The sequence below is a fragment of the Streptomyces sp. NPDC026673 genome (genome assembly GCF_040638135.1).
Classification (GTDB): domain Bacteria; phylum Actinomycetota; class Actinomycetes; order Streptomycetales; family Streptomycetaceae; genus Actinacidiphila.
Map to the genome: position 1 here is coordinate 15,827 of NZ_JBEZXR010000002.1, position 19,259 is coordinate 35,085.

Sequence of the window (19,259 nt, forward strand, 5' to 3'; positions counted from 1 at the left end):
CGCAAGTCGGCGCCACAATGTCCCAGGGGCGCGCAGATGACAGCGGAGGCGATCCCTACTCCCGGCACCCGCAAGGTTGACTTGCCGCCCGCACCGGCATCTGGTCGGGGCGACCACGAGTCAGGCCGCAAAGCCGTCCCTCGCGAAGCGCTACCTCTTCGGCTTCGATGCGCACCTCGCCGTCACGCGGGATACCCAGCACATCAAGCCGCTCCTGGACGACGGGACACCCGATCCCGACGTGCTGCCCGCTCTCGTTGTCGGTCTCTGCCTGGACAAGCCGGGAGAGCGCCCCGCGTACAACGGGCTGAAGACCATCCGCCGCCTTCGAGAGCGCGGCTACACGCCCGGCTTCCTGGCGGGCGACCGCGCCTACGACAACTCCGAACCCCATGAGTGGCAGCTGCCCGTCCGTGCCCTGGGTTACAAGCCCGTCTACGACTACCGCGTGGACCAGCTCGGCGATCAAGGCGGAGCCCAAGGGTCGATCCTCGTCGAGGGCACCTGGTACTGCCCCTCGATGCCCGAGTCCCTCATCGAAGCCACCAGCGACCTGCACGCCGGCCGCATCGACCGCGAGACCTGGGCCGCGCGCATCGCCGCTCGCAAGCCATACCGACTCATGCCCGAGGAAAGAGAGGACTCCGAAGGCCACCAGCGCATGATGTGCCCGGCAGAATCAGGCAAGGTGCAGTGCCCGCTCAAGCCGCGCTCGATTGGCAGCGGCGTCCACCTCCCGCTGGTCGACCCGCTGCCCAGTCCGACCGGGCCCCTCAAGGTCTGCCGCCAGCGGGCCATCACGCTCGCCCCGGAAGAAGGGGCCAAGCACTGGCAGGCCCTGGACTACGGCGACGAGGAATGGCAGAAGATCTACTTCCGCCTCCGCAACAGCGTCGAGGGCTTCAATGGCTTCGCCAAGAGTCCGCTCGCCGAGACCATCGAATCCTCACGATCCCGTCCCATCCGCGGGCTCGCCGCACAGACCATCCTCCTCGTGTTCCAGCTCGCCCATGCCAACCGGCGAAAGATCACGACGTGGCTGGACAGCCTCGCCCTCGGCGGACAGCGCCCCATCAGGCGCACGAATCGCAGACGCAAGACGAAGCCCCTGGGCACCTGGACACCAACTGGCCACCTGACACCCGCCACTTGAGTGACGCGCCTCACAGATGAACATCACTCATACGAAAGAGCCCCCTCACTGACCGCAAACGGCCAAGCGAGGGGCTCCAGTGCGTGAGGGAAGCGGCGGCCGCTCCAGTCGACGGGCCGACCCCTTGATCAACACGAGAAACGGGCCCCCGACTGCGACTTTCGTCACGGTCGGAGACCCGTCTCCGCTATGTGCGCGAGGGGGGAGTTGAACCCCCACGCCCTTTCGGGCACTGGAACCTGAATCCAGCGCGTCTGCCTATTCCGCCACCCGCGCATGGGTGTTGTCGTTTGGATTCTGTCACACTTTGGGGTCTTCCCCGTCCGGTGCGTCAGCGCCTTCCGACATCGAGAACATTAGCACGCTGCTCAGGGTGGAATCACATCCGTTTCCGGGCACCCCCGAGCGAGGGGAACCGTCCTTTGTTGCGGGACACTGGCAGGGGCCGCCTCTACCATCCCTGTGGGGGAGCGGCCGCGGACCGTGTCAGTGTTGACATCGGTCCCATGGGACCGACCGGGGAACCAGCGGTTTTCCCAGTGCGTGGATACGATCAGTAAGCAGTACCGGAAGGATCGGACGGAAGATCACGGCGGCCACCGCCGTGTGCGACCGCAGGGCCTCGAGGAGGGAGGTGCACCGTGGGAGTACTCAAGAAGTTCGAGCAGCGTCTCGAGGGCTTCGTGAACGGCACCTTCGCCAAGGTGTTCAAGTCCGAGGTCCAGCCCGTGGAGATCGCGGGCGCGCTGCAGCGCGAGTGCGACAACAACGCGACGATCTGGAACCGGGACCGCACCGTGGTCCCCAACGACTTCATCGTCGAGCTCAGCACGTCCGACTACGAGCGGCTGAGCCCTTACGCGATCCAGCTCGGCGAAGAGCTGGCCGGCATGGTGCGCGACTACGCCAAGCAGCAGCGCTACACCTTCATGGGCGGCATCAAGGTCCACCTGGAGAAGGCCGACGACCTCGACACCGGCCTGTACCGGGTACGCAGCCGCACCCTCGCCTCCAGCGAGTCGCAGCAGGCACAGCAGCCCCAGCAGCAGCAACCCCCCGCCGGCCGCGGAGGCTACGGCTACCCGCCGCAGGCCCCGCAGCGCCCCGCGGGCCCGCCGCCGATGCCGGCCGGTCCGCCGCCCGGCGCCGCGCCGGTGACCCGGCTCCCCGGGAGTGGCCCCACGGCCCCCGGGGGCGCCGGCACGAACGTGCGCCGCTGGATCGAGATCAACGGCACCCGTCACCAGATGTCCCGGCCGACCCTGGTCCTCGGCCGCAGTACCGAGGCCGACGTCCGGGTCGACGACCCCGGTGTGTCCCGCCGCCACTGCGAGATCAGGGCGGGATCGCCCTCGACGATCGTGGACCTCGGGTCGACGAACGGCATCGTGGTGGACGGGCAGCACACTCAACGCGCTACGCTCCGCGACGGTTCGCGGATCGTCGTGGGCAGTACCACCATCGTGTACCGGCAAGCCGAAGGGTGAAGCGGGGGCAATGTCAGAGCTGACCCTGACGGTCATGCGGTTGGGTTTCCTCGCCGTACTGTGGCTGTTCGTCATCGTGGCCGTGCAGGTCATCCGCAGCGACCTCTTCGGGACCCGGGTGACCCAGCGCACCTCCGGGCGCCGCGAGGCCCAGTCCCGTCCGCCGCAGCAGCGCCAGCAGGCGCAGGCGGCGCAGGGACGGCAGCAGCAACAGCAGAACAACAGCCGGGCCCGGCGCGGCGCCCCCACCAAACTGGTGGTCTCCGAGGGCTCGCTGGCGGGCACCACGGTCGCGCTCCAGGGCCAGACGATCACTCTGGGCCGGGCGCACGATTCCACGATCGTGCTCGACGACGACTACGCGTCCAGCCGCCATGCCAGGATCTACCCGGACCGCGACGGCAACTGGATCGTCGAGGACCTGGGATCCACCAACGGCACCTTCATGGACCGGAACCGGCTCACCACGCCGACCCCGATCCCGCTCGGTGCCCCGATCCGCATCGGCAAGACCGTCATCGAGCTGCGGAAGTAGTCGCACAATGGGCGAGCACAGCCAGCGAGCGCGAGCGAGAGGGTGGGCAGCGTGCGGATGTACCCGGAGCCGACGGGCGAGGTGCGCATGACTCTGTCGCTGCGCTTCGCCGCCGGCTCGCACAAGGGAATGATCCGGGAGGGCAACGAGGACTCCGGCTACGCCGGTCCGCGGCTGCTCGCCATCGCCGACGGCATGGGCGGCCAGGCCGCCGGTGAGGTCGCCTCCTCCGAGGTGATCTCCACCCTCGTCCCGCTCGACGACGACGTCCCCGGCTCGGACATCCTCACCTCCCTCGCGGTCGCCGTGCAGCGGGCCAACGATCAGCTGCGCGTCATGGTCGAGGAGGACCCGCAGCTGGAGGGCATGGGCACCACGCTCACCGCCCTGCTGTGGACCGGCCAGCGGCTCGGCCTGGTGCACGTCGGCGACTCCCGTGCGTACCTGCTGCGCGACGGCGTGCTCACCCAGATCACCCAGGACCACACCTGGGTGCAGAGGCTCGTCGACGAGGGCCGGATCACCGAGGAGGAGGCCGGCACGCACCCGCAGCGCTCGCTGCTGATGCGCGCCCTGGACGGCCGCGGCCAGGTCGAGCCCGACCTGTCGATCCGCGAGGTCCGGGCCGGCGACCGCTACCTGATCTGCTCCGACGGCCTGTCCGGCGTGGTCAGCCACCAGACGCTCGAGGACACCCTCGCCGGCTACCAGGCGCCCGCCGAGACCGTGCAGGAGCTGATCCAGCTCGCGCTGCGCGGCGGCGGTCCCGACAACATCACCTGCATCGTCGCCGACGTCCTGGACATCGACGACGGCGACACCCTGGCCGCGCAGCTGCACGACACACCCGTCGTCGTGGGCGCCGTCGCCGACAGCCGGCACCACTCCCCGCTGTCCGACCCGCGGCACCTCCAGACCCCGGCCGGCCGCGCCTCCGAGCTCGGCCGCCCGCCGGCCCCCGAGGGCTCCTTCGGCCCGCCCGGCAGCGGCAACCCGCAGGTCGGCGCGCCCATGGGCAGCTTCGGCGACTTCGACGACGAGGAACTGGGCAAGCCCCGCAAGCCCCGCCGCTGGCTCAAGCGCTCGCTGGTCCTGCTGGTCGTCCTCGGCATCGTCGGCGGCGGCCTCTACGGCGCGTACCGCTGGACCCAGACGCAGTACTACGTCGGCGTCAAGGGCGACCACGCGGCGATCTACCAGGGCATCGAGCAGGAGCTGGCCTGGATCAACCTGTCGAAGGTCCACGAGGACCGCCCCGGTATCGAACTCAAGTACCTACCGCAGAACCAGCGCAGGTACGTCACGGCCACGATCGCCGCCAGCGGTCTGTCCGACGCGCGCAAGACCGCGGACGAGCTCGAGCACCAGGCCAAGGTCTGCCAGACCAAGGAAGCCATCGACAAGTCCAACGCCGCCGCGGCGGAGAAGGCCAGGAAGGACCAGCAGAAGGGCGCCGACGCCGCCGGCGGCAAGACCACCGGCAGCCCGTCCCCCGAGGCGTCCTCCTCCCCCAAGCCCGGCACGAGCCCCTCCCCCAGCCCGTCCAGCAGCCCCACCCTCTCCGACGAGGACCAGTCGCTGGCCCAGCAGTGCCCGACCAGCAGCTAGCGAGCAGGAGGGGCGTCAGTCCAGCATGAGCGTTGTCACCAACACCACGACCATCACTTCCGTCGGCGCGCCCAGCCGCCGCAACACGGAGCTCGCGCTCCTCGTCTTCGCGGTCCTGATCCCGGTCTTCGCGTACGCGAACGTCGGGCTGGCGAAAAAGGGATCCCTGCCCGCGGGCCTTCTCGCGTACGGTGTCGGGCTCGGCGCGCTGGCGGCGGTGGCGCACCTCATGGTGCGCAAGTTCGCGCCGTACTCGGACCCGCTGATGCTGCCCATCGCCACGCTCCTGAACGGCATGGGGCTAGTCTTCATCTGGCGCCTCGACCAGGAACCCAGCCTGGGCTCCTCGTCCGCCCCGACGCAGCTGCTGTGGTCGACCCTCGGTATCGCGCTCTTCGTGGCCGTGCTGGTCTTCCTGAAGGACCACCGGATCCTCCAGCGTTACACGTACATCTCCATGGTGGTCGCGCTGGTGCTGCTGATCGCCCCGGCCTTCTTCCCGGGTGTGTACGGCGCGAAGATCTGGATCACGATCGCCGGCTTCTCCATCCAGCCCGGTGAGTTCGCGAAGATCATCATCACCGTCTTCTTCGCGGGCTACCTCATGGTCAAGCGGGACGCCCTCGCACTCGCCAGCCGCCGGTTCATGGGCTTGTACCTGCCGCGCGGCCGGGACCTCGGGCCCATCCTCGCGGTCTGGGCGATCAGCCTGATGATCCTCGTCTTCGAGACCGACCTCGGCTCCTCGCTGCTCTTCTTCGGCCTCTTCGTGATCATGCTCTACGTCGCCACGGAGCGCACCAGCTGGATCGTCTTCGGTCTGGTGCTGTCTGTGGGCGGCGCGGTGGTCGTCGGCAGCTTCGAGTCGCACGTCCACAGCCGTGTGGAGGACTGGCTCAACCCGTTCCGCACCCTCGAAGCCGGCCAGGGCGCCAGCCAGCCCGCGCAGGCCATGTGGGCCTTCGGCTCGGGCGGCATCTTCGGTTCCGGCCTCGGCCAGGGGTACTCCCGGCTGATCAAGTTCGCGGCCAAGAGCGACTACATCCTCGCGACGGTCGGCGAGGAACTGGGCCTGGCGGGCCTGATGGCCCTGATCCTGCTCTACGCACTGCTCATCGAGCGCGGCGTGCGAACCGCGCTGGCGGCCCGCGACCCATTCGGCAAGCTACTGGCGATCGGCCTGTCCGGGGCCTTCGCGCTCCAGGTGTTCGTCGTGGCCGGCGGTGTCACCGGGCTCATCCCGCTGACCGGTATGACCATGCCGTTCCTGGCTCAAGGCGGTTCCTCGGTGATCGCCAACTGGGCCCTGGTCGCCATCCTGCTGAGAATCAGCGACACCGCGCGCCGCCCGGCGCCGACCCCCGTCTCGTCCCCCGATGCCGAGCCGACCCAGGTGGTGCGCACCCAGTGAACAAGCCCCTGCGCCGAGTCGCCATCTTCTGTGGACTCCTTGTGCTCGCCCTTCTCGTCAGGGTGAACTACATCCAGTTCGTGCAGGCCGACGCGCTCAAGAACGACAAGAACAACCGACGCGTCGCGATCAATCAGTACGCCACCCCGCGCGGCGACATCATCGTCGACGGCAAGGCCGTCACCGGCCACACCGAGACCCACGGCAGCGACTACAAGTACAAGGCCACGTTCAAGAACGGCCCGCTGTGGGCGCCGGTCACCGGCTACGCGTCCCAGGCGTTCAGCTCGACCCAGCTGGAGTCGATCTACGACTCGATTCTCACCGGTGACGACGACCGCCTGTTCTTCAAGCGCACCGTCGACATCCTGTCCGGCAAGCAGAAGCAGGGCGGCGACGTCGTCACGACGCTGAACGGCAAGGCACAGCGGGCCGCCTTCGAGGGCCTGGGGAACAAGAAGGGCGCGGTCGCCGCGATCGACCCGCGGACCGGCGCGATCCTCGCCCTGGCCAGCACGCCGTCGTACGACCCGTCCTCCTTCGCCGGTAACTCCGACAAGGACGGCGAGGCCTGGAACGCGCTGCGGAAGGACAAAGACGAGCCGCTGCTCAACCGGGCGCTGCGCCAGACCTACCCGCCGGGCTCGACCTTCAAGGTCGTCACGGCGGCGGCGGCGCTGGAGGACGGGCTGTACAGCAACATCGACGAGGACACCGACTCGCCGGTCCCGTACATCCTGCCGGACACCAACACCCCTCTGGAGAACGAGGGCAACATCCCCTGCAAGAACGCCAGCCTGCGCGTGGCGCTGCAGTACTCGTGCAACACGGTCTTCGGCAAGCTCGGCGCGGACCTCGGCCGCGACAAGATGGTCGAGGAGGCCGAGAAGTTCGGCTTCAACAAGGAGCAGTTCATCCCGGTCCGCGTCTCGGCGAGCAACATCTCCAAGACCATGGACAAGCCGCAGACGGCCCTCTCCTCCATCGGCCAGTTCGAGACCGCCGCCACCCCGCTGCAGATGGCGATGGTGGCCGCGGCGATCGCCAACGACGGCAAGCTGATGCAGCCGTACATGGTCGACAAGCTGCAGGCCCCCAACAACACGGTGGTCGAGCGCACCAAGGTCAAGGAGCTCTCGCAGCCGCTCAGCGCGGAGAACGCCCGGAAGCTGCAGGACATGATGGAGACCGTCGTCACCGACGGCACCGGCAGGAACGCCCAGATCCCCGGCGTCACCGTCGGTGGCAAGACGGGTACCGCGCAGCACGGTGTCGACAACAGTGAGAAGCCTTACGCGTGGTTCATCTCATACGCCAAGACCGACAACGGCTCCCCGGTCGCGGTCGCCGTCGTGGTCGAGGACGCGAGCGCGAACCGCGGCGACATCTCCGGCGGCGGCTTCGCCGCGCCGATCGCCAAGAGTGTCATGGAGGCCGTGCTGAACCAGTGATGCCGGTCACACCGTATCCATGGATGTGCGTTAAGTCGCATGTCGCGATACCGGTCGTGTATCGGCTACCGGCGAGGGCCGGGATCGGCACGCGGCGGCGGGTACGGTATGCCCGAGCAGCCACACGGACGGTTTAGGAAGGGCAAGCGCTATGGAAGAGCCGCGTCGCCTCGGCGGCCGGTACGAGCTGGGCTCGGTGCTCGGCCGCGGTGGCATGGCCGAGGTGTACATCGCCCATGACACCCGGCTCGGCCGCACCGTCGCCGTGAAGACGCTCCGGGTGGACCTCGCCCGCGATCCGTCCTTCCAGGCCCGGTTCCGCCGTGAGGCCCAGTCGGCCGCCTCGCTGAACCACCCGTCGATCGTCGCCGTCTACGACACCGGCGAGGACTACGTCGACGGGGTGTCCATCCCGTACATCGTCATGGAGTACGTGGACGGCTCCACCCTGCGTGAGCTGCTCCACTCCGGACGCAAGCTCCTGCCGGAGCGGTCCCTGGAGATGACCATCGGCATCCTCCAGGCCCTGGAGTACAGCCACCGGTCCGGCATCGTGCACCGCGACATCAAGCCCGCGAACGTGATGCTGACCCGGAACGGCCAGGTCAAGGTCATGGACTTCGGCATCGCCCGCGCCATGGGCGACTCCGGCATGACCATGACGCAGACCGCGGCCGTGATCGGCACCGCCCAGTACCTCTCCCCGGAGCAGGCCAAGGGCGAGTCCGTCGACGCGCGCTCCGACCTGTACTCCACGGGCTGCCTGCTCTACGAGCTGCTCACCGTGCGGCCGCCCTTCGTCGGCGACTCCCCGGTCGCGGTGGCGTACCAGCACGTGCGCGAGGAGCCCCAGCCCCCGAGCGTGTACGACCCCGAGGTCACGCCCTCGATGGACGCCATCGTGCTCAAGGCGCTGACCAAGGACCCGGACTACCGCTACCAGTCCGCCGACGAGATGCGCGCCGACATCGAGGCCTGCCTCGACGGCCAGCCCGTCGGCGCCACGGTCGCCCTGGGCGCCGTCGGCTACAACGGCGGCGGCTACGGCGGCTACGGCAACGACGCCCCCACCACGGCCCTCCCGCCCCAGCAGGACCCCGGCACCTCGATGCTGCCGCCCATGCGCGAGGACGACGGCGGCTTCGGCTACGAGCAGTCCCAGGGCGGTGGCGGCCGGCGCAAGCCCAAGAAGAGCAACACCTCCACGATCCTGCTGGTCGTCGCGGCCGTCCTGGTCCTGATCGGCGCGATCTTCATGGGCAAGGCGCTGTTCGGCCCCAAGGGCGCCGGCGACGGCAACGTGACGGTGCCGCAGTTCATCGGCCTGACCAAGACCGAGGCCCAGAACAAGGCCGACAACGCCGATGTCTCCATCACCTTCGGCGACCCGAAGTTCTGCGAAGAGCAGGAGAAGGACAAGGTCTGCAGCCAGTCGGTCACGGTCGACAAGGAGATCCCCAAGGACGAGACCGTCACCCTGCAGCTCTCGAAGGGCGTCCAGAAGGTCGAGGTCCCGGATGTGATCGGCGACTCGTACGAGGACGCCGAGCAGGAGCTCAAGGACGCGGGCTTCGAGGTCGACAAGCAGTCCAAGACCTCCAACAAGGAGGAGGACGAGGTCCTCGACCAGGACCCCAAGGGCGGCGCGAAGCGGGCCAAGGGCGCGACGATCACCCTCACCGTGGCCGTGGCACCCGAGCAGATCGTGGTCGTCGACGTGGTCGGCCAGGACGTGGAAGCGGCGACGAAGGCCCTCCAGGCGCAGGGACTGCAGGTCAAGACCGAGGACAGGCCGACGCCCGACCAGCAGGAGAACAAGGTCGTCGACCAGAGTCCGCGGGGCGGCAGCACGCTCAAGGAGGGCGACTCGGTGACCCTGTTCATCGCCAAGCCCCCGTCCACGACCCCCATGCCCAACCTGCAGGGCAAGACGGTCGCCGAGGCCAAGGCGGCGGCCAATGAGCTCGGCATGGTCTACCAGCCGATGAACCCGGCCGCGCAGAACGACCAGGCCATCGTGCAGATCCAGAACCCGCAGCCCAACACGCAGGTGAAGCCGGGGGACAAGCTGCAGATCATCGCCCAGGAGCAGCAGAACGGCGGCGGCAACAACGGAGGCGGCTTCTTCGGAGGCGGCGGCTGAGCCGGCCGCACCACCTGAGGCACGGCAACGGAGAGGGGCCGCGGACATCACGTCCGCGGCCCCTCTCCGTGTCTCCGAGCACCCGGTGGTGGGGGGGAGGGCGGGCTCAGCCCAGCTCCGCCGGAGGCGTCCGCTTCGCGTCCACCTTCTGGGTCCGCACGAGCTCGGCCCACACGATGTAGCGGTCGCGCGAGGTGTAGACCGGGGTGCAGGTGGTCAGCGTGAGGTAGCGGCCGGCCTTTTTCTTGCCGCTCTCCTTCGGGATCCGGTCGATGACCTCGACGTTGTACTTCGAGGTCTCGGGAAGGATCTTGTAGACCTTGTAGACGTACCAGGTGTCGCGGTCCTCGAAGACGACCGGGTCGCCGTTCTCGATCTTGTCGATGTTGTGGAACTTGGCGCCGTGGCCGTCCCGGTGCGCGGCGAGCGTGAAGTTGCCCTGCTTGTCCCAGGGCATGGCCGACTCGACGGGCTCCGTGTAGTAGCCGGCGACGCCTTCGTTGAGCACCTTCGTGGAGGTGCCCTTCTTCACCAGGACCTCGAAGCCCTTGCCCATGGCGGGGACGTGGAGGAAGCCGATGCCGTCCTTGGTGTCCAGCTTCCCCGGACCGCTGTCGGCCCACTGGCGCCTTATGACGTCGCTGTCGTGCCTGGCCGCCCGGTCGGCCAGGACGTTGGTCCACCACAGGGAGTAGACGACGAAGAGCCCGAGGATCACGCCCGCGGTGATGAGGAGTTCACCGATCAGGCTGACCGCGGCGGCGATCCACGAGAGGGGGCGCCGCACCGGCGCGGTCTCCCTGGTGCGGTCATGCTGGGTGGTCGTCACCGCTTGCCCCGATCTGTGTACGCCCGTACGTGACTTACTCGACCAGCGCGTCGGGCTTGCCCTTGCTGCGCGGCCGTTCCTCGACCATCTTGCCCCAGACGATCAGCCGGTACTTGCTGGTGAACTCCGGGGTGCACGTGGTCAGTGTGAGGTAGCGGCCCGGCTTGGTGAAGCCCGAACCGTTGGGGATCGGCTTGATCACCGAGATGTTGGAGGGCGGGGTGGAGGGCAGCATGCTCGTGACCTCGTACGTGTAGTACGTGCTCTCGGTCTCGACCACGACCTTGTCCCCGGCGACCAGTTTGTTGACGTAGCGGAACGGTTCGCCGTGGGTGTTGCGGTGGGCGGCGAGCGCGAAGTTGCCCTTCTTGTCCCAGGGCATGGCCGTCTCCAGTTCGCCGGAGTAGTGGCCGATCATGCCCTTGTCGAGCACCTTGTGCTTGTCGATGCCCTCGGCGATGGGCGCCTTCACGTCCAGCTTGGGGATGTACATGATGGCGAAGCCCTGGCCAGGCGTGAAGGCGCCGGGGTCGCGGCTCGGGCCCTTCTCGCCCTCCCACTGCTTCTGCAGGTTGCTCGCGGCACCGCCGGCCTGCTGGTGGGCGAGGACGTTGGTCCACCACAGCTGGTAGGTGACGAACAGCAGCATCAGCACGCCCAGGGTGATGAAGAGTTCGCCCGCGACCCGGCTGGCGATCACCGCGGGGCTCTCCTTCGCCGCGCGCGCGGCGCGACGGGCCTCCACGCGGGACCTGGGCGCGGCCGGAGACGAGGCCATGGGGGCCGTGGCGGCCTCTGTGGCGGCCCCGGGGGCCGTGGCGGCACCGGAACGCCTGCGTCCCCTGCCGCCGCGCCGTGCGGCCTCCTGGGCGGCTTTACGGCGCGCCGCGCGACCGCCGCCCTCGGGCAGGAGCCCGTCGGGTGGCGGCGCGGGCGCCTCCTCGCGCTCCCGGTCCCGATCCCGATCCTGGTCCCGGTCCCGGTCCTGTTCGCGGTCCCGGTCCTGTCCACGGTCCGACCCGGGTCCGGGTCCGGGTCCGGGCACGACGGGCATCGCCATGGTGTCGCCGGGTGTGCCGGCGGCCCGGCGGCGGGCCGCGGCGCGCTCCTCGCCCGTGAGGGTGCGCCGGACCGGCCTGACCGCCTCGGGGACGGGCTGCTCGGCAGGGGGAGCCTGTCCGGGGCGGGGCTCGGGCACCGACGCCTGCCGGGACGGCCACGGATCGGCCGGCTGCGGCTCGTACACGGGCCGGGCGGACGCGTGATACCCCTGCTCGTACGTCTGCCGCCCGGGCTCCCCGGCCTGGGACGTGACGGGCGGCGTCCCGGCGGGTGTCGTGACCGGCGGCGCGTCCGGCGGCGTCGTGGCGGACGCCGGCTCCGCGTCGGTCTCCTGCGCGGACCGGGCCGCGCGCCGCGAGGTGTTCGGCAGCGGGTCGTTGAGTGGATCGGCCAACTGCTCCACCGCGGCGGCGAATTCGGCGGTGTCACCGAAGTGCCGATGCGCGGTCACGCAGTCACGCCCCGGTTCCGACCACAGGCGCCAGGCCCGCGGAACGCTCGACGGCGTCCTTGTCGCCGCATTCCACCAGCCAGTTGGCGAGCATCCGGTGCCCCCATTCGGTGAGCACCGACTCGGGGTGGAACTGGACGCCCTCCACCCGGGCGCTGCGGTGTCGCAGTCCCATGATGATGCCGTTCTCCGTCCAGGAGGTGATCTCCAACTCCTCCGGCACCGTGTCCCGTTCGACCGCCAGCGAGTGGTAGCGGGTCGCGGTGAACGGCGTCGGCAGCCCGGCGAAGACCCCACGGCCCTCGTGGGTCACCAGGGAGGTCTTGCCGTGCAGCAGCTCCGGCGCCCGGTCCACCACACCGCCGTACGCGACCGCCATGGACTGCAGTCCCAGGCAGACGCCGAAGACCGGCACGTCGGTGGCGGCGCAGTGGCGCACCATGTCGACGCAGACGCCGGCCTCCTCGGGGGTCCCGGGCCCGGGGGAGAGCAGGACGCCGTCGAAGCCGTCCTGGGCGTGGGCCAACTCCACCTGGTCGTTGCGGAGCACCTCGCACTCGGCACCCAGCTGGTACAGGTACTGGACCAGGTTGAAGACGAAGCTGTCGTAGTTGTCCACGACGAGGATGCGCGCGCTCATCGGACGGCAGCCATCCCCTCGTCGACGGTCACGTCGCCGAACGGGAGCAGCGGCTCCGCCCACGGGAAGACGTACTGGAACAGCACGTAGACGGCAGCGACGACCAGCACCAGCGAGACGAGTGCCTTCACCCACACGTTGCCCGGCAGATGCCGCCAGATCCAGCCGTACATGCGCCGCCTTCCTGCCTTCCTCGCCCGTGCCTCGCCCAAGATTAGCCCGACAAGGCCTCCGGCATGCCGTCCTCCACAGGCTGTGTGGATTCCAGGTGCCCCCAGGTGATGAGCCGGTGGCTGTGGCCCCACTCGGGATCGCAGGTGGTCAGGGTCAGATAGCGGCCGGGAACCGTGTACCCGGACTTCGCCGGTACGGGATCGATCACGGCGACGTCGGTGGGGACGGTGCGATAGGGTGCGCGGTCGATCTCGTAGGTGTACCAGGTGCGCCCGTCGGTCAGCACGACCTCGTCGCCCTTGCGCAGCCTGGGGAAGTCCTTGAACGGGTCGCCATAGGTACGGCGGTGGCCTGCGACGGCGAAGTTGCCCACGGCGCCGAGCCGGGCGGTGTTCGCGTAGTGGCCGAGGCCCTTCTTCAGGGTGCCGGTGCCCGTGCCCTCCAGGACCGGCTTGTGCCAGGAGCGGCCCAGCCGGGGGACGTACATCACCGCGAAGGCCGTGCCGTCCCGGTAGACGGCGGGGGACGGCGGGGCGGACGCGGACGCCGGGGCGCCCGCCGCGCGCGGACCAGGCGGCGGGTCGGCCGTGGCGACCGGCCGGGCCGCCCAGCGGTCCTGCAGCCGGCCGATCTCGCCGTCCATCGCCTGGTCCGCCCGGACGCCGGTCCAGAACAGCACGTAGGCGACGAAGAGCACGATCAACGCGCCCACGGTGATGCACAACTCGCTCAGCGTCCGCACCACCAGGCGCATGCTCACCCCACAGGCTTGGCGTACTGCAGATCCACTGTGCCGGAGTAGCCGGGAAGAGTCACCCGTCGTTCGTCCTCGACTTTCCAGCCGAGCCCGTAGGCCTGGACGTACTGCAGGTAGTTCTGGATCGCGGGACTCGCGTCGAGCGCCTTGTGCAGCTTCTCCCGGTCGCCGACGGCGGTGATGCGGTACGGCGGGGAGTAGACGCGGCCCTGCAGGATCAGGGTGTTGCCGACGCAGCGGACCGCACTGGTGGAGATCAGCCGCTGGTCCATCACCTTGATGCCGGACGCGCCGCCCGCCCACAGGGCGTTGACCACGGCCTGCAGATCCTGCTGGTGGATGACGAGGTCGTTGGGCTGCGGATTCGGCACGCCCGGGACGAGCGGCGTGGCGTCGGGGGGCGCGTCGTTCAGGGTGACGGTGACGGCCGGGCCGGTGAGCCTGGTCGTGCCGGCCGCGGCGGCGAGCCGCGCCAGCTCCTTCCGGGTGGCGTCGCTGACCCCGCTGTCGGCGTGGGCGAGCCCGTCGACGTCCTTGCGGACGCCGGCCAGCTCGTTCTCCAACTGCTCGTTCTGCCGGCTCTTGTCCTGCACCCGGTCCGAGAGCCGCAGCAGCGGGTCGTCGGTGCGGATGTCGAGCCCCTTGGCGGTGTCGAAGCTCATCCAGAACAGCAGTCCCGCCAGGGCGAAGACGCCGGCACTGAGCACGCGAAGCACCACAGACCGGGCGGATCGGCGGCTTGAAGAGGCGTTGACCGGATTGCTCACCGTAGCCTTATCTCCTTCCAACCCGCGGAAGCACTACGCTAACGGACGCCTGGTGGCGTGGTCCCCTTGCCGTCCGGCCGCTCACACAAGACGTCACACGCGCGGTTACGCAGCGCATCGACAGGAGAGTTCCTCGTGCCGAAGTCACGGATCCGCAAGAAGGCCGACTTCACTCCGCCCCCGGAGAAGACCACCCCCATAAGGCTGAAGTCCGGCCGCGGCTGGGTGGCCCCGCTCATGCTGGCGCTCTTCCTGGTCGGCCTGGCATGGATCGTCGTCTTCTATGTGACGCAGGGCAGCTTCCCGATCGAGCAGCTCGGCAACTGGAACATCGCCGTCGGCTTCGGCTTCATCGCGGGCGGGTTCGTCGTCTCCACGCAGTGGAAGTAGCAGCTCGCACAGTTATCCACAGGCGTCATCCACAGTGTTGAAAAGGTCGCATGATCTGTGGATAACCACGAACCGGTTGACACCGGTGTGACCGGTGGTCCGCTGTACGGACCACCGGTCATTCATTGATCTTGCAGGTCAGACACGGTGTGTACGGGCTCGGGCACGGCTTGCCCACAGGATGCACAGGAGGCCTCCGCCTCTCTGTGGATAACGTCTGATCAACGGTGCGCGTTACGGCCTAGCCGGAGATATTCGCGACCCCGGCCCACACCGTGACCGCCACGGCGAGCAGCATCACGGCGCACGTGCCCCACTGGACCAGCGCCCGGTGCGAGCGCGGCGCGTACGCCATCGCGACGGCCACGATCGTGCCCGTGACGAGGCCGCCGATGTGCGCCTCCCAGCTGATGTTCCCCCAGGTGAAGGTGAACAGCAGATTCAGCGCGAGCAGGATCAGGACCGGGCGCATGTCCATCCGCAACCGCTTGATGAACACGGCCGTGGCGCCGAAGAGACCGTAGATCGCCCCCGAGGCGCCCAGGGTCAGGGTGTCGGGGGCCAGCAGCACCACCAGCGCGCTGCCGCCCAGCCCGGCGACCAGGTAGAGCGCGATGTAGCGGGCCCGGCCGAGCAGCGCCTCCAGCGGGCCGCCGATCCACCACAGCGACAGCATGTTGAAGGCGATGTGGGCGATCTCCTGGTGCAGGAACATCGAGCTCAGCAGCCGGTACCACTCGCCGGGTCCGCCCGCCACGCCGCATTCCACCGTGCCCGGCGAGTAGCAGGGGGTGAAGAGTCCCAACTCGATGACGAACCGCTTGCCCTCGACCTGGGCCAACAGGAAGACGAGCAGGTTCAGCGCGACAAGGATCTTGGTGACCAGCCGCGGGTCGCCCGCGACCGTGCCGCCCGCCACCGTGCGCGGCTCGGCGGACTGGGCCGCCCGGCGGCCCTCCCGCACGCACTCCGGGCAGTGGAAGCCGACCGACGCGTTGATCATGCACTCGGGACAGATCGGCCGCTCGCAGCGCGAGCAGCGGATGCCGGTCTCCCGGTCCGGGTGCCGGTAGCAGCGGACCGCCTGGTCGGTCATGTGTCAGCCCTTCACAGCAGAATCGCCCCGCCCGTCATACGCACAGGCGGGGCGTTCGGGTTCCCGGGACCCTAGCGACGCTCGATGACGACGCTCTGGATCACGACGTCCTCCAGCGGACGCTCGGTGCGCGGGTTGGTGCGGGTGGTCGCGATGGAGTCCACGACCTTCTGGCTGGCGGGGTCGGTGACCTCGCCGAAGATGGTGTGCTTGCGGGTCAGCCATGCCGTCGGGGCGACCGTGATGAAGAACTGCGAGCCGTTGGTGCCCGGGCCGGCGTTCGCCATGGCCAGGAGGTACGGCTTGGTGAAACCGAGCTCCGGGTGGAACTCGTCGGGGAACTGGTAGCCGGGGCCGCCGGTGCCGTTCCCCAGCGGGTCGCCGCCCTGGATCATGAAGCCGGAGATGACCCGGTGGAAGACCGTGCCGTCGTACAGCGGCTCCTTGGAGGACTGACCGGTGTGGGGGTCCGTCCACTCACGGGTTCCCTCCGCGAGCTCCACGAAGTTCTTGACCGTCTTCGGCGCGTGGTTCGGCAGCAGCCGGACGGTGATGTCCCCGTGGTTGGTCTTCAGGGTGGCGTAGAGCTGCTCGGCCACGATCTTGCCTTCCATAGTCCTCATTGACAGGGACAAATCCTCGCACGCCCGGGCTTCCCCCATGCAACTGTCGCGCAGCGGTTCCCGCGGTGGCATCGTCGGTGACGGCCCCCCGCGGCCCCCCTTGACCCGGATGCCCGCACGCACATGCCGGACGCCGCGGTGGCGGGCATGATTTCAAACCGGGTGGAAAGGCGAAAACCGAACGCCACCGAGGAGGAGGTTCTCGTGACCCGCATCGACAGCGTGCGCGACGCAGCCGAGAGGACGAGGGACAGCGTGCGGCACGCCGCGGACGTGGTGGCGCCGTACGCCGACACAGCGAAGGTCAACGCCGTGCACTACGCGGACGAGGCCAGGCTCTACCTGGCACCGCGGGTGTCGGCGGCCGGGCGGCAGGCCCGCACGGCGGCCCGGACGCAGTACGACGCGCATCTGGCGGCGCGCGTCGACCAGGCCCTGGCGGCGGTGCCGCCGGGCGTCCAGCAGAAAGTGGGAACCGCCGCCCGGCGCACCCGTGACACCGCCCGTCAGGCGGCGGACTACACGGGCCCGCGGGTGGGCCAGGCGATGACCACCATGCGCAGCGTCGCCGCCCCCGCCGCGGAGGAGGCGGCCGCCCGCAGCGCCGCCGCCGTCGCCGTGCTGCGCAGCCACGTCACGGCGGACGACATCCGCAAGCTCGAGCGGCGCCGCGAGCGCCGGGCCCGCACCGGGCGGTGCGCCAAGGGCCTCCTGCTGGCGGGCCTCATCGCCGGAGTGGGTTTCGCGGCGTGGAAGTGGTGGAGCAAGCAGACCAATCCCGACTGGCTGGTCGAACCCGCTCCCGCCACCGAGGTGGCCGACCGGGCCTCGCTCAACGGCGGTGTCGGTGCCGACGCGTCGTTCGGCAAGGTCGACGGCTCGCCTGTGGATGCCCTCGACCCCGAGGTGCAGGCCAAGCAGGCGGAGGCCGACGCCGAGGACCGCGGCGACCACGGGGACACCCGCCCGTGAGGTGACGGCGGGGACACCGCGAGCGGTGACGGACGGAGGGAGGGCGGCGGGCCGACTACGGGCCCGCCGCCCTCCCTCCGTCGCGCATGGCTCACCGCCCGGGCGCGGACAGCGACCGCATGTCCTCCTCCGCCTCGGAGTCGGGGATCTCCGCCGGCACCCCGCGCAGGGTGTACAGCGCCGCGACGGCGCCCAGGGCGAGGAGTACGGCGCCCACCACGGTGGTGACCTGGATGCTGTGGCAGAAGGCGTCCTTCGCCGCCGCCGCCAGCGCGGCCCCGTCCGCCCCCGGCACCCGGGCGGCGGCCTCGACGGCTCCGCCCACCGACTCGCGGGCGGGCCCCGCGGCACCGGCGGGCAGCCCCGCGGGCAGGACGAGGGCGTCCCGGTAGACGGCCCCGAGCAGCGAACCGAGGATGGCGATGCCCAGCGAGCCGCCCATCTCCATCGCGGTCTCCGAGACGGCGGCGGCCGCCCCCGTCCGTTCCCTGGGGGCGCTCGCCAGGATCGTGTCGTTGGTGACCGAGACGATCAGGATGATGCCCGCCCCGTTGACGACCAGCGGCGCCAGCAGTTCCGCGTACGACGTCCCCGGTGCGGAGAGCCGGCCGAGGGCCGCGGTACTCACGGCCAGCAGCACCAGCCCGAGCGCGACCACCCGCGCCCGGCCCAGCCGCGGGATCAGCGCGGTGGCCAGTGGCGCGGCGAAGGCCGCCGCCAGCGGACCGGGGAGCAGCGCCAGCCCCGCGGTGAAGGGCGACCAGCCGCGGACGACCTGGAAGTACAGGGAGAACGCGAGCGACAGCGTGGACGAGGCGAAGATCATGACCAGGTTGGAGCCGACCGCGCCGCTGAAAGCCGGGTTGCGGAACAGCCGCAGGTCGATCAGCGGCTCCTCGACGCGCACCTGGCGGCGGGCGAACAGCAGCAGAGCGGCCGTCCCGACGGCCGCGGCGATCCACACGGGCGCGTGGTCCGCACCGTCGCGGAAACCGGTCTTGATCGCGTAGATGGCGCCCAGGACACCGACGACCGACAGCGGCACGCCGATCCAGTCCAGCCGGCCCGGACGAGGGTTGCGGGACTCCGGCAGCACCAGCACACCTGCCACCAGGACGACGGCCATGAGCGGGACGTTGATCAGGAAGACCGAGCCCCACCAGAAGTGGTCCAGCAGCAGACCGCCGACGACCGGGCCGAGCGCGAAGCTCGCGGCTCCGATGCCACTGCTGATGCCGATCGCGGTGGTGCGCTCCTTGGGGTCGGTGAAGGCGTGCCGCACCACGGAGAGCGTCGAGGGGACCATCGCCGCTCCGGCGACGCCGAGCAGCGCGCGGCCGGCGATCAGCGCCTCGGGGGTCGGGGCGTACGCGGTGAACAGCGACGCCACGCCGAAGGCGGCGGCCCCGAGCAGTATCATCCGCTTGCGGCCGAGCCGGTCGCCGAGGTTGCCCATGACGACCAGCAGGCCGCCCATGGCGAAGCCGTAGATGTCGGAGATCCACAGGATCTCGGTGCCGGACGGGCCCATCTCCCTCAGCAGCGACGGGACGGCGTAGTTGAGCACGCTGTTGTCGATGCCGAGGAGCATGGCGGCCAGGCAGCAGACGGCCAGCGCGGCCCACCGTCGGGCGGGGGCCGCGGGCGTCCCGGCCGCGGCGGTGTGTTTCGTCGTGTGATGCGTCATGCCGGACACGGTGCGCGCGGGCG

At 69.8% G+C, this 19,259-nt stretch carries 18 protein-coding genes and 1 tRNA gene; 9 read left to right on the plus strand and 10 right to left on the minus strand.

Translation table 11 applies throughout. The features are described from left to right. Positions 1 to 76: 76 nt before the first annotated feature. A complete protein-coding gene (locus AB0F62_RS01610) occupies positions 77 to 1,153 on the plus strand; it encodes a hypothetical protein (protein WP_361790877.1) in 1,077 nt (358 codons plus the stop codon). Between the two features lie 192 nt (positions 1,154 to 1,345). Here the strand turns inward: AB0F62_RS01610 and AB0F62_RS01615 are convergent. Continuing rightward, positions 1,346 to 1,429 (minus strand) — tRNA-Leu (locus tag AB0F62_RS01615). Positions 1,430 to 1,794: 365 nt separating this feature from the next. On the opposite strand from AB0F62_RS01615, the gene AB0F62_RS01620 reads away from it, so the two are divergent. The 6 genes from AB0F62_RS01620 (at position 1,795) to pknB (ending at position 9,788) form a co-directional block, all read left to right on the plus strand. Then, complete coding sequence (locus AB0F62_RS01620; protein WP_361790880.1) at positions 1,795 to 2,640, plus strand: DUF3662 and FHA domain-containing protein; 846 nt, start codon at positions 1,795 to 1,797, stop codon at positions 2,638 to 2,640. 10 nt (positions 2,641 to 2,650) lie between these two features. Next, positions 2,651 to 3,175, plus strand: a complete 525-nt coding sequence (locus AB0F62_RS01625) for an FHA domain-containing protein (RefSeq protein WP_361790883.1) — start codon at positions 2,651 to 2,653, stop codon at positions 3,173 to 3,175. Between the two features lie 57 nt (positions 3,176 to 3,232). Next, positions 3,233 to 4,783, plus strand: a complete 1,551-nt coding sequence (locus AB0F62_RS01630) for a PP2C family serine/threonine-protein phosphatase (RefSeq protein WP_361791489.1) — start codon at positions 3,233 to 3,235, stop codon at positions 4,781 to 4,783. Positions 4,784 to 4,808: 25 nt separating this feature from the next. Then, positions 4,809 to 6,194 (plus strand): FtsW/RodA/SpoVE family cell cycle protein, encoded by a 1,386-nt coding sequence (locus AB0F62_RS01635; protein WP_361790886.1) that lies wholly within the window; start codon positions 4,809 to 4,811, stop codon positions 6,192 to 6,194. Next, entirely contained in the window at positions 6,191 to 7,645 is a 1,455-nt protein-coding gene (locus AB0F62_RS01640; RefSeq protein ID WP_361790889.1) for a penicillin-binding protein 2, read from the plus strand. The genes AB0F62_RS01635 and AB0F62_RS01640 overlap by 4 nt, the downstream gene beginning before the upstream one ends. 151 nt (positions 7,646 to 7,796) lie before the next feature. Next, a complete protein-coding gene (pknB, locus tag AB0F62_RS01645; RefSeq protein ID WP_361790892.1) occupies positions 7,797 to 9,788 on the plus strand; it encodes a Stk1 family PASTA domain-containing Ser/Thr kinase in 1,992 nt (663 codons plus the stop codon). Positions 9,789 to 9,894: 106 nt separating this feature from the next. Here the strand turns inward: pknB and AB0F62_RS01650 are convergent, their stop codons facing one another. From AB0F62_RS01650 to AB0F62_RS01675, 6 genes are all read right to left on the minus strand, one after another. Further along, complete coding sequence (locus tag AB0F62_RS01650; RefSeq protein ID WP_361791491.1) at positions 9,895 to 10,575, minus strand: class E sortase; 681 nt, start codon at positions 10,573 to 10,575, stop codon at positions 9,895 to 9,897. A gap of 76 nt (positions 10,576 to 10,651) precedes the next feature. Next, positions 10,652 to 12,130: a class E sortase gene (locus AB0F62_RS01655; protein ID WP_361790895.1), complete on the minus strand. Its 1,479-nt coding sequence runs from the start codon at positions 12,128 to 12,130 to the stop codon at positions 10,652 to 10,654. A gap of 4 nt (positions 12,131 to 12,134) precedes the next feature. Further along, complete coding sequence (locus AB0F62_RS01660; RefSeq protein ID WP_361790898.1) at positions 12,135 to 12,770, minus strand: aminodeoxychorismate/anthranilate synthase component II; 636 nt, start codon at positions 12,768 to 12,770, stop codon at positions 12,135 to 12,137. Continuing rightward, complete coding sequence (locus tag AB0F62_RS01665; protein ID WP_361790901.1) at positions 12,767 to 12,943, minus strand: hypothetical protein; 177 nt, start codon at positions 12,941 to 12,943, stop codon at positions 12,767 to 12,769. The genes AB0F62_RS01660 and AB0F62_RS01665 overlap by 4 nt, the downstream gene beginning before the upstream one ends. 41 nt (positions 12,944 to 12,984) lie before the next feature. Further along, positions 12,985 to 13,698 (minus strand): class E sortase, encoded by a 714-nt coding sequence (locus AB0F62_RS01670; RefSeq protein ID WP_361791493.1) that lies wholly within the window; start codon positions 13,696 to 13,698, stop codon positions 12,985 to 12,987. A gap of 2 nt (positions 13,699 to 13,700) precedes the next feature. Beyond that, on the minus strand, positions 13,701 to 14,363 hold the full coding sequence (locus tag AB0F62_RS01675; protein ID WP_361791495.1) for a DUF881 domain-containing protein: 663 nt from the start codon (positions 14,361 to 14,363) through the stop codon (positions 13,701 to 13,703). Positions 14,364 to 14,603: 240 nt separating this feature from the next. Here AB0F62_RS01675 and crgA point away from each other — a divergent pair, with 240 nt between their 5' ends. Continuing rightward, a complete protein-coding gene (crgA, locus tag AB0F62_RS01680; RefSeq protein WP_361790904.1) occupies positions 14,604 to 14,858 on the plus strand; it encodes a cell division protein CrgA in 255 nt (84 codons plus the stop codon). Positions 14,859 to 15,099: 241 nt separating this feature from the next. On the opposite strand, the gene AB0F62_RS01685 is transcribed toward crgA, so the two are convergent. Both AB0F62_RS01685 and AB0F62_RS01690 read right to left on the minus strand, forming a co-directional pair. After that, positions 15,100 to 15,954 (minus strand): rhomboid family intramembrane serine protease, encoded by an 855-nt coding sequence (locus AB0F62_RS01685; protein WP_361790907.1) that lies wholly within the window; start codon positions 15,952 to 15,954, stop codon positions 15,100 to 15,102. Positions 15,955 to 16,025: 71 nt separating this feature from the next. Then, complete coding sequence (locus AB0F62_RS01690) at positions 16,026 to 16,553, minus strand: peptidylprolyl isomerase (protein ID WP_361791497.1); 528 nt, start codon at positions 16,551 to 16,553, stop codon at positions 16,026 to 16,028. A 228-nt stretch (positions 16,554 to 16,781) separates the two neighbouring features. Here AB0F62_RS01690 and AB0F62_RS01695 point away from each other — a divergent pair, with 228 nt between their 5' ends. Beyond that, entirely contained in the window at positions 16,782 to 17,549 is a 768-nt protein-coding gene (locus AB0F62_RS01695; RefSeq protein ID WP_361790910.1) for a DUF5324 family protein, read from the plus strand. 91 nt (positions 17,550 to 17,640) lie between these two features. Here AB0F62_RS01695 and AB0F62_RS01700 read toward each other — a convergent pair whose 3' ends face one another. Continuing rightward, on the minus strand, positions 17,641 to 19,236 hold the full coding sequence (locus AB0F62_RS01700) for an MFS transporter (RefSeq protein ID WP_361790913.1): 1,596 nt from the start codon (positions 19,234 to 19,236) through the stop codon (positions 17,641 to 17,643). Positions 19,237 to 19,259: the final 23 nt, after the last annotated feature.

Excerpts from the sequence above, each read along its gene's own strand:
- AB0F62_RS01625 (WP_361790883.1), top strand. The coding sequence starts at position 2,651 with ATGTCAGAGCTGACCCTGACGGTCATGCGGTTGGGTTTCCTCGCCGTA.
- AB0F62_RS01630 (WP_361791489.1), top strand. The coding sequence starts at position 3,233 with ATGTACCCGGAGCCGACGGGCGAGGTGCGCATGACTCTGTCGCTGCGC.
- AB0F62_RS01635 (WP_361790886.1), top strand. The coding sequence starts at position 4,809 with ATGAGCGTTGTCACCAACACCACGACCATCACTTCCGTCGGCGCGCCC.
- pknB (WP_361790892.1), top strand. The coding sequence starts at position 7,797 with ATGGAAGAGCCGCGTCGCCTCGGCGGCCGGTACGAGCTGGGCTCGGTG.
- AB0F62_RS01660 (WP_361790898.1), bottom strand. The coding sequence starts at position 12,770 with ATGAGCGCGCGCATCCTCGTCGTGGACAACTACGACAGCTTCGTCTTC.
- AB0F62_RS01665 (WP_361790901.1), bottom strand. The coding sequence starts at position 12,943 with ATGTACGGCTGGATCTGGCGGCATCTGCCGGGCAACGTGTGGGTGAAG.
- AB0F62_RS01670 (WP_361791493.1), bottom strand. The coding sequence starts at position 13,698 with ATGCGCCTGGTGGTGCGGACGCTGAGCGAGTTGTGCATCACCGTGGGC.
- AB0F62_RS01675 (WP_361791495.1), bottom strand. The coding sequence starts at position 14,363 with ATGAGCTTCGACACCGCCAAGGGGCTCGACATCCGCACCGACGACCCG.
- AB0F62_RS01685 (WP_361790907.1), bottom strand. The coding sequence starts at position 15,954 with ATGACCGACCAGGCGGTCCGCTGCTACCGGCACCCGGACCGGGAGACC.
- AB0F62_RS01700 (WP_361790913.1), bottom strand. The coding sequence starts at position 19,236 with ATGACGCATCACACGACGAAACACACCGCCGCGGCCGGGACGCCCGCG.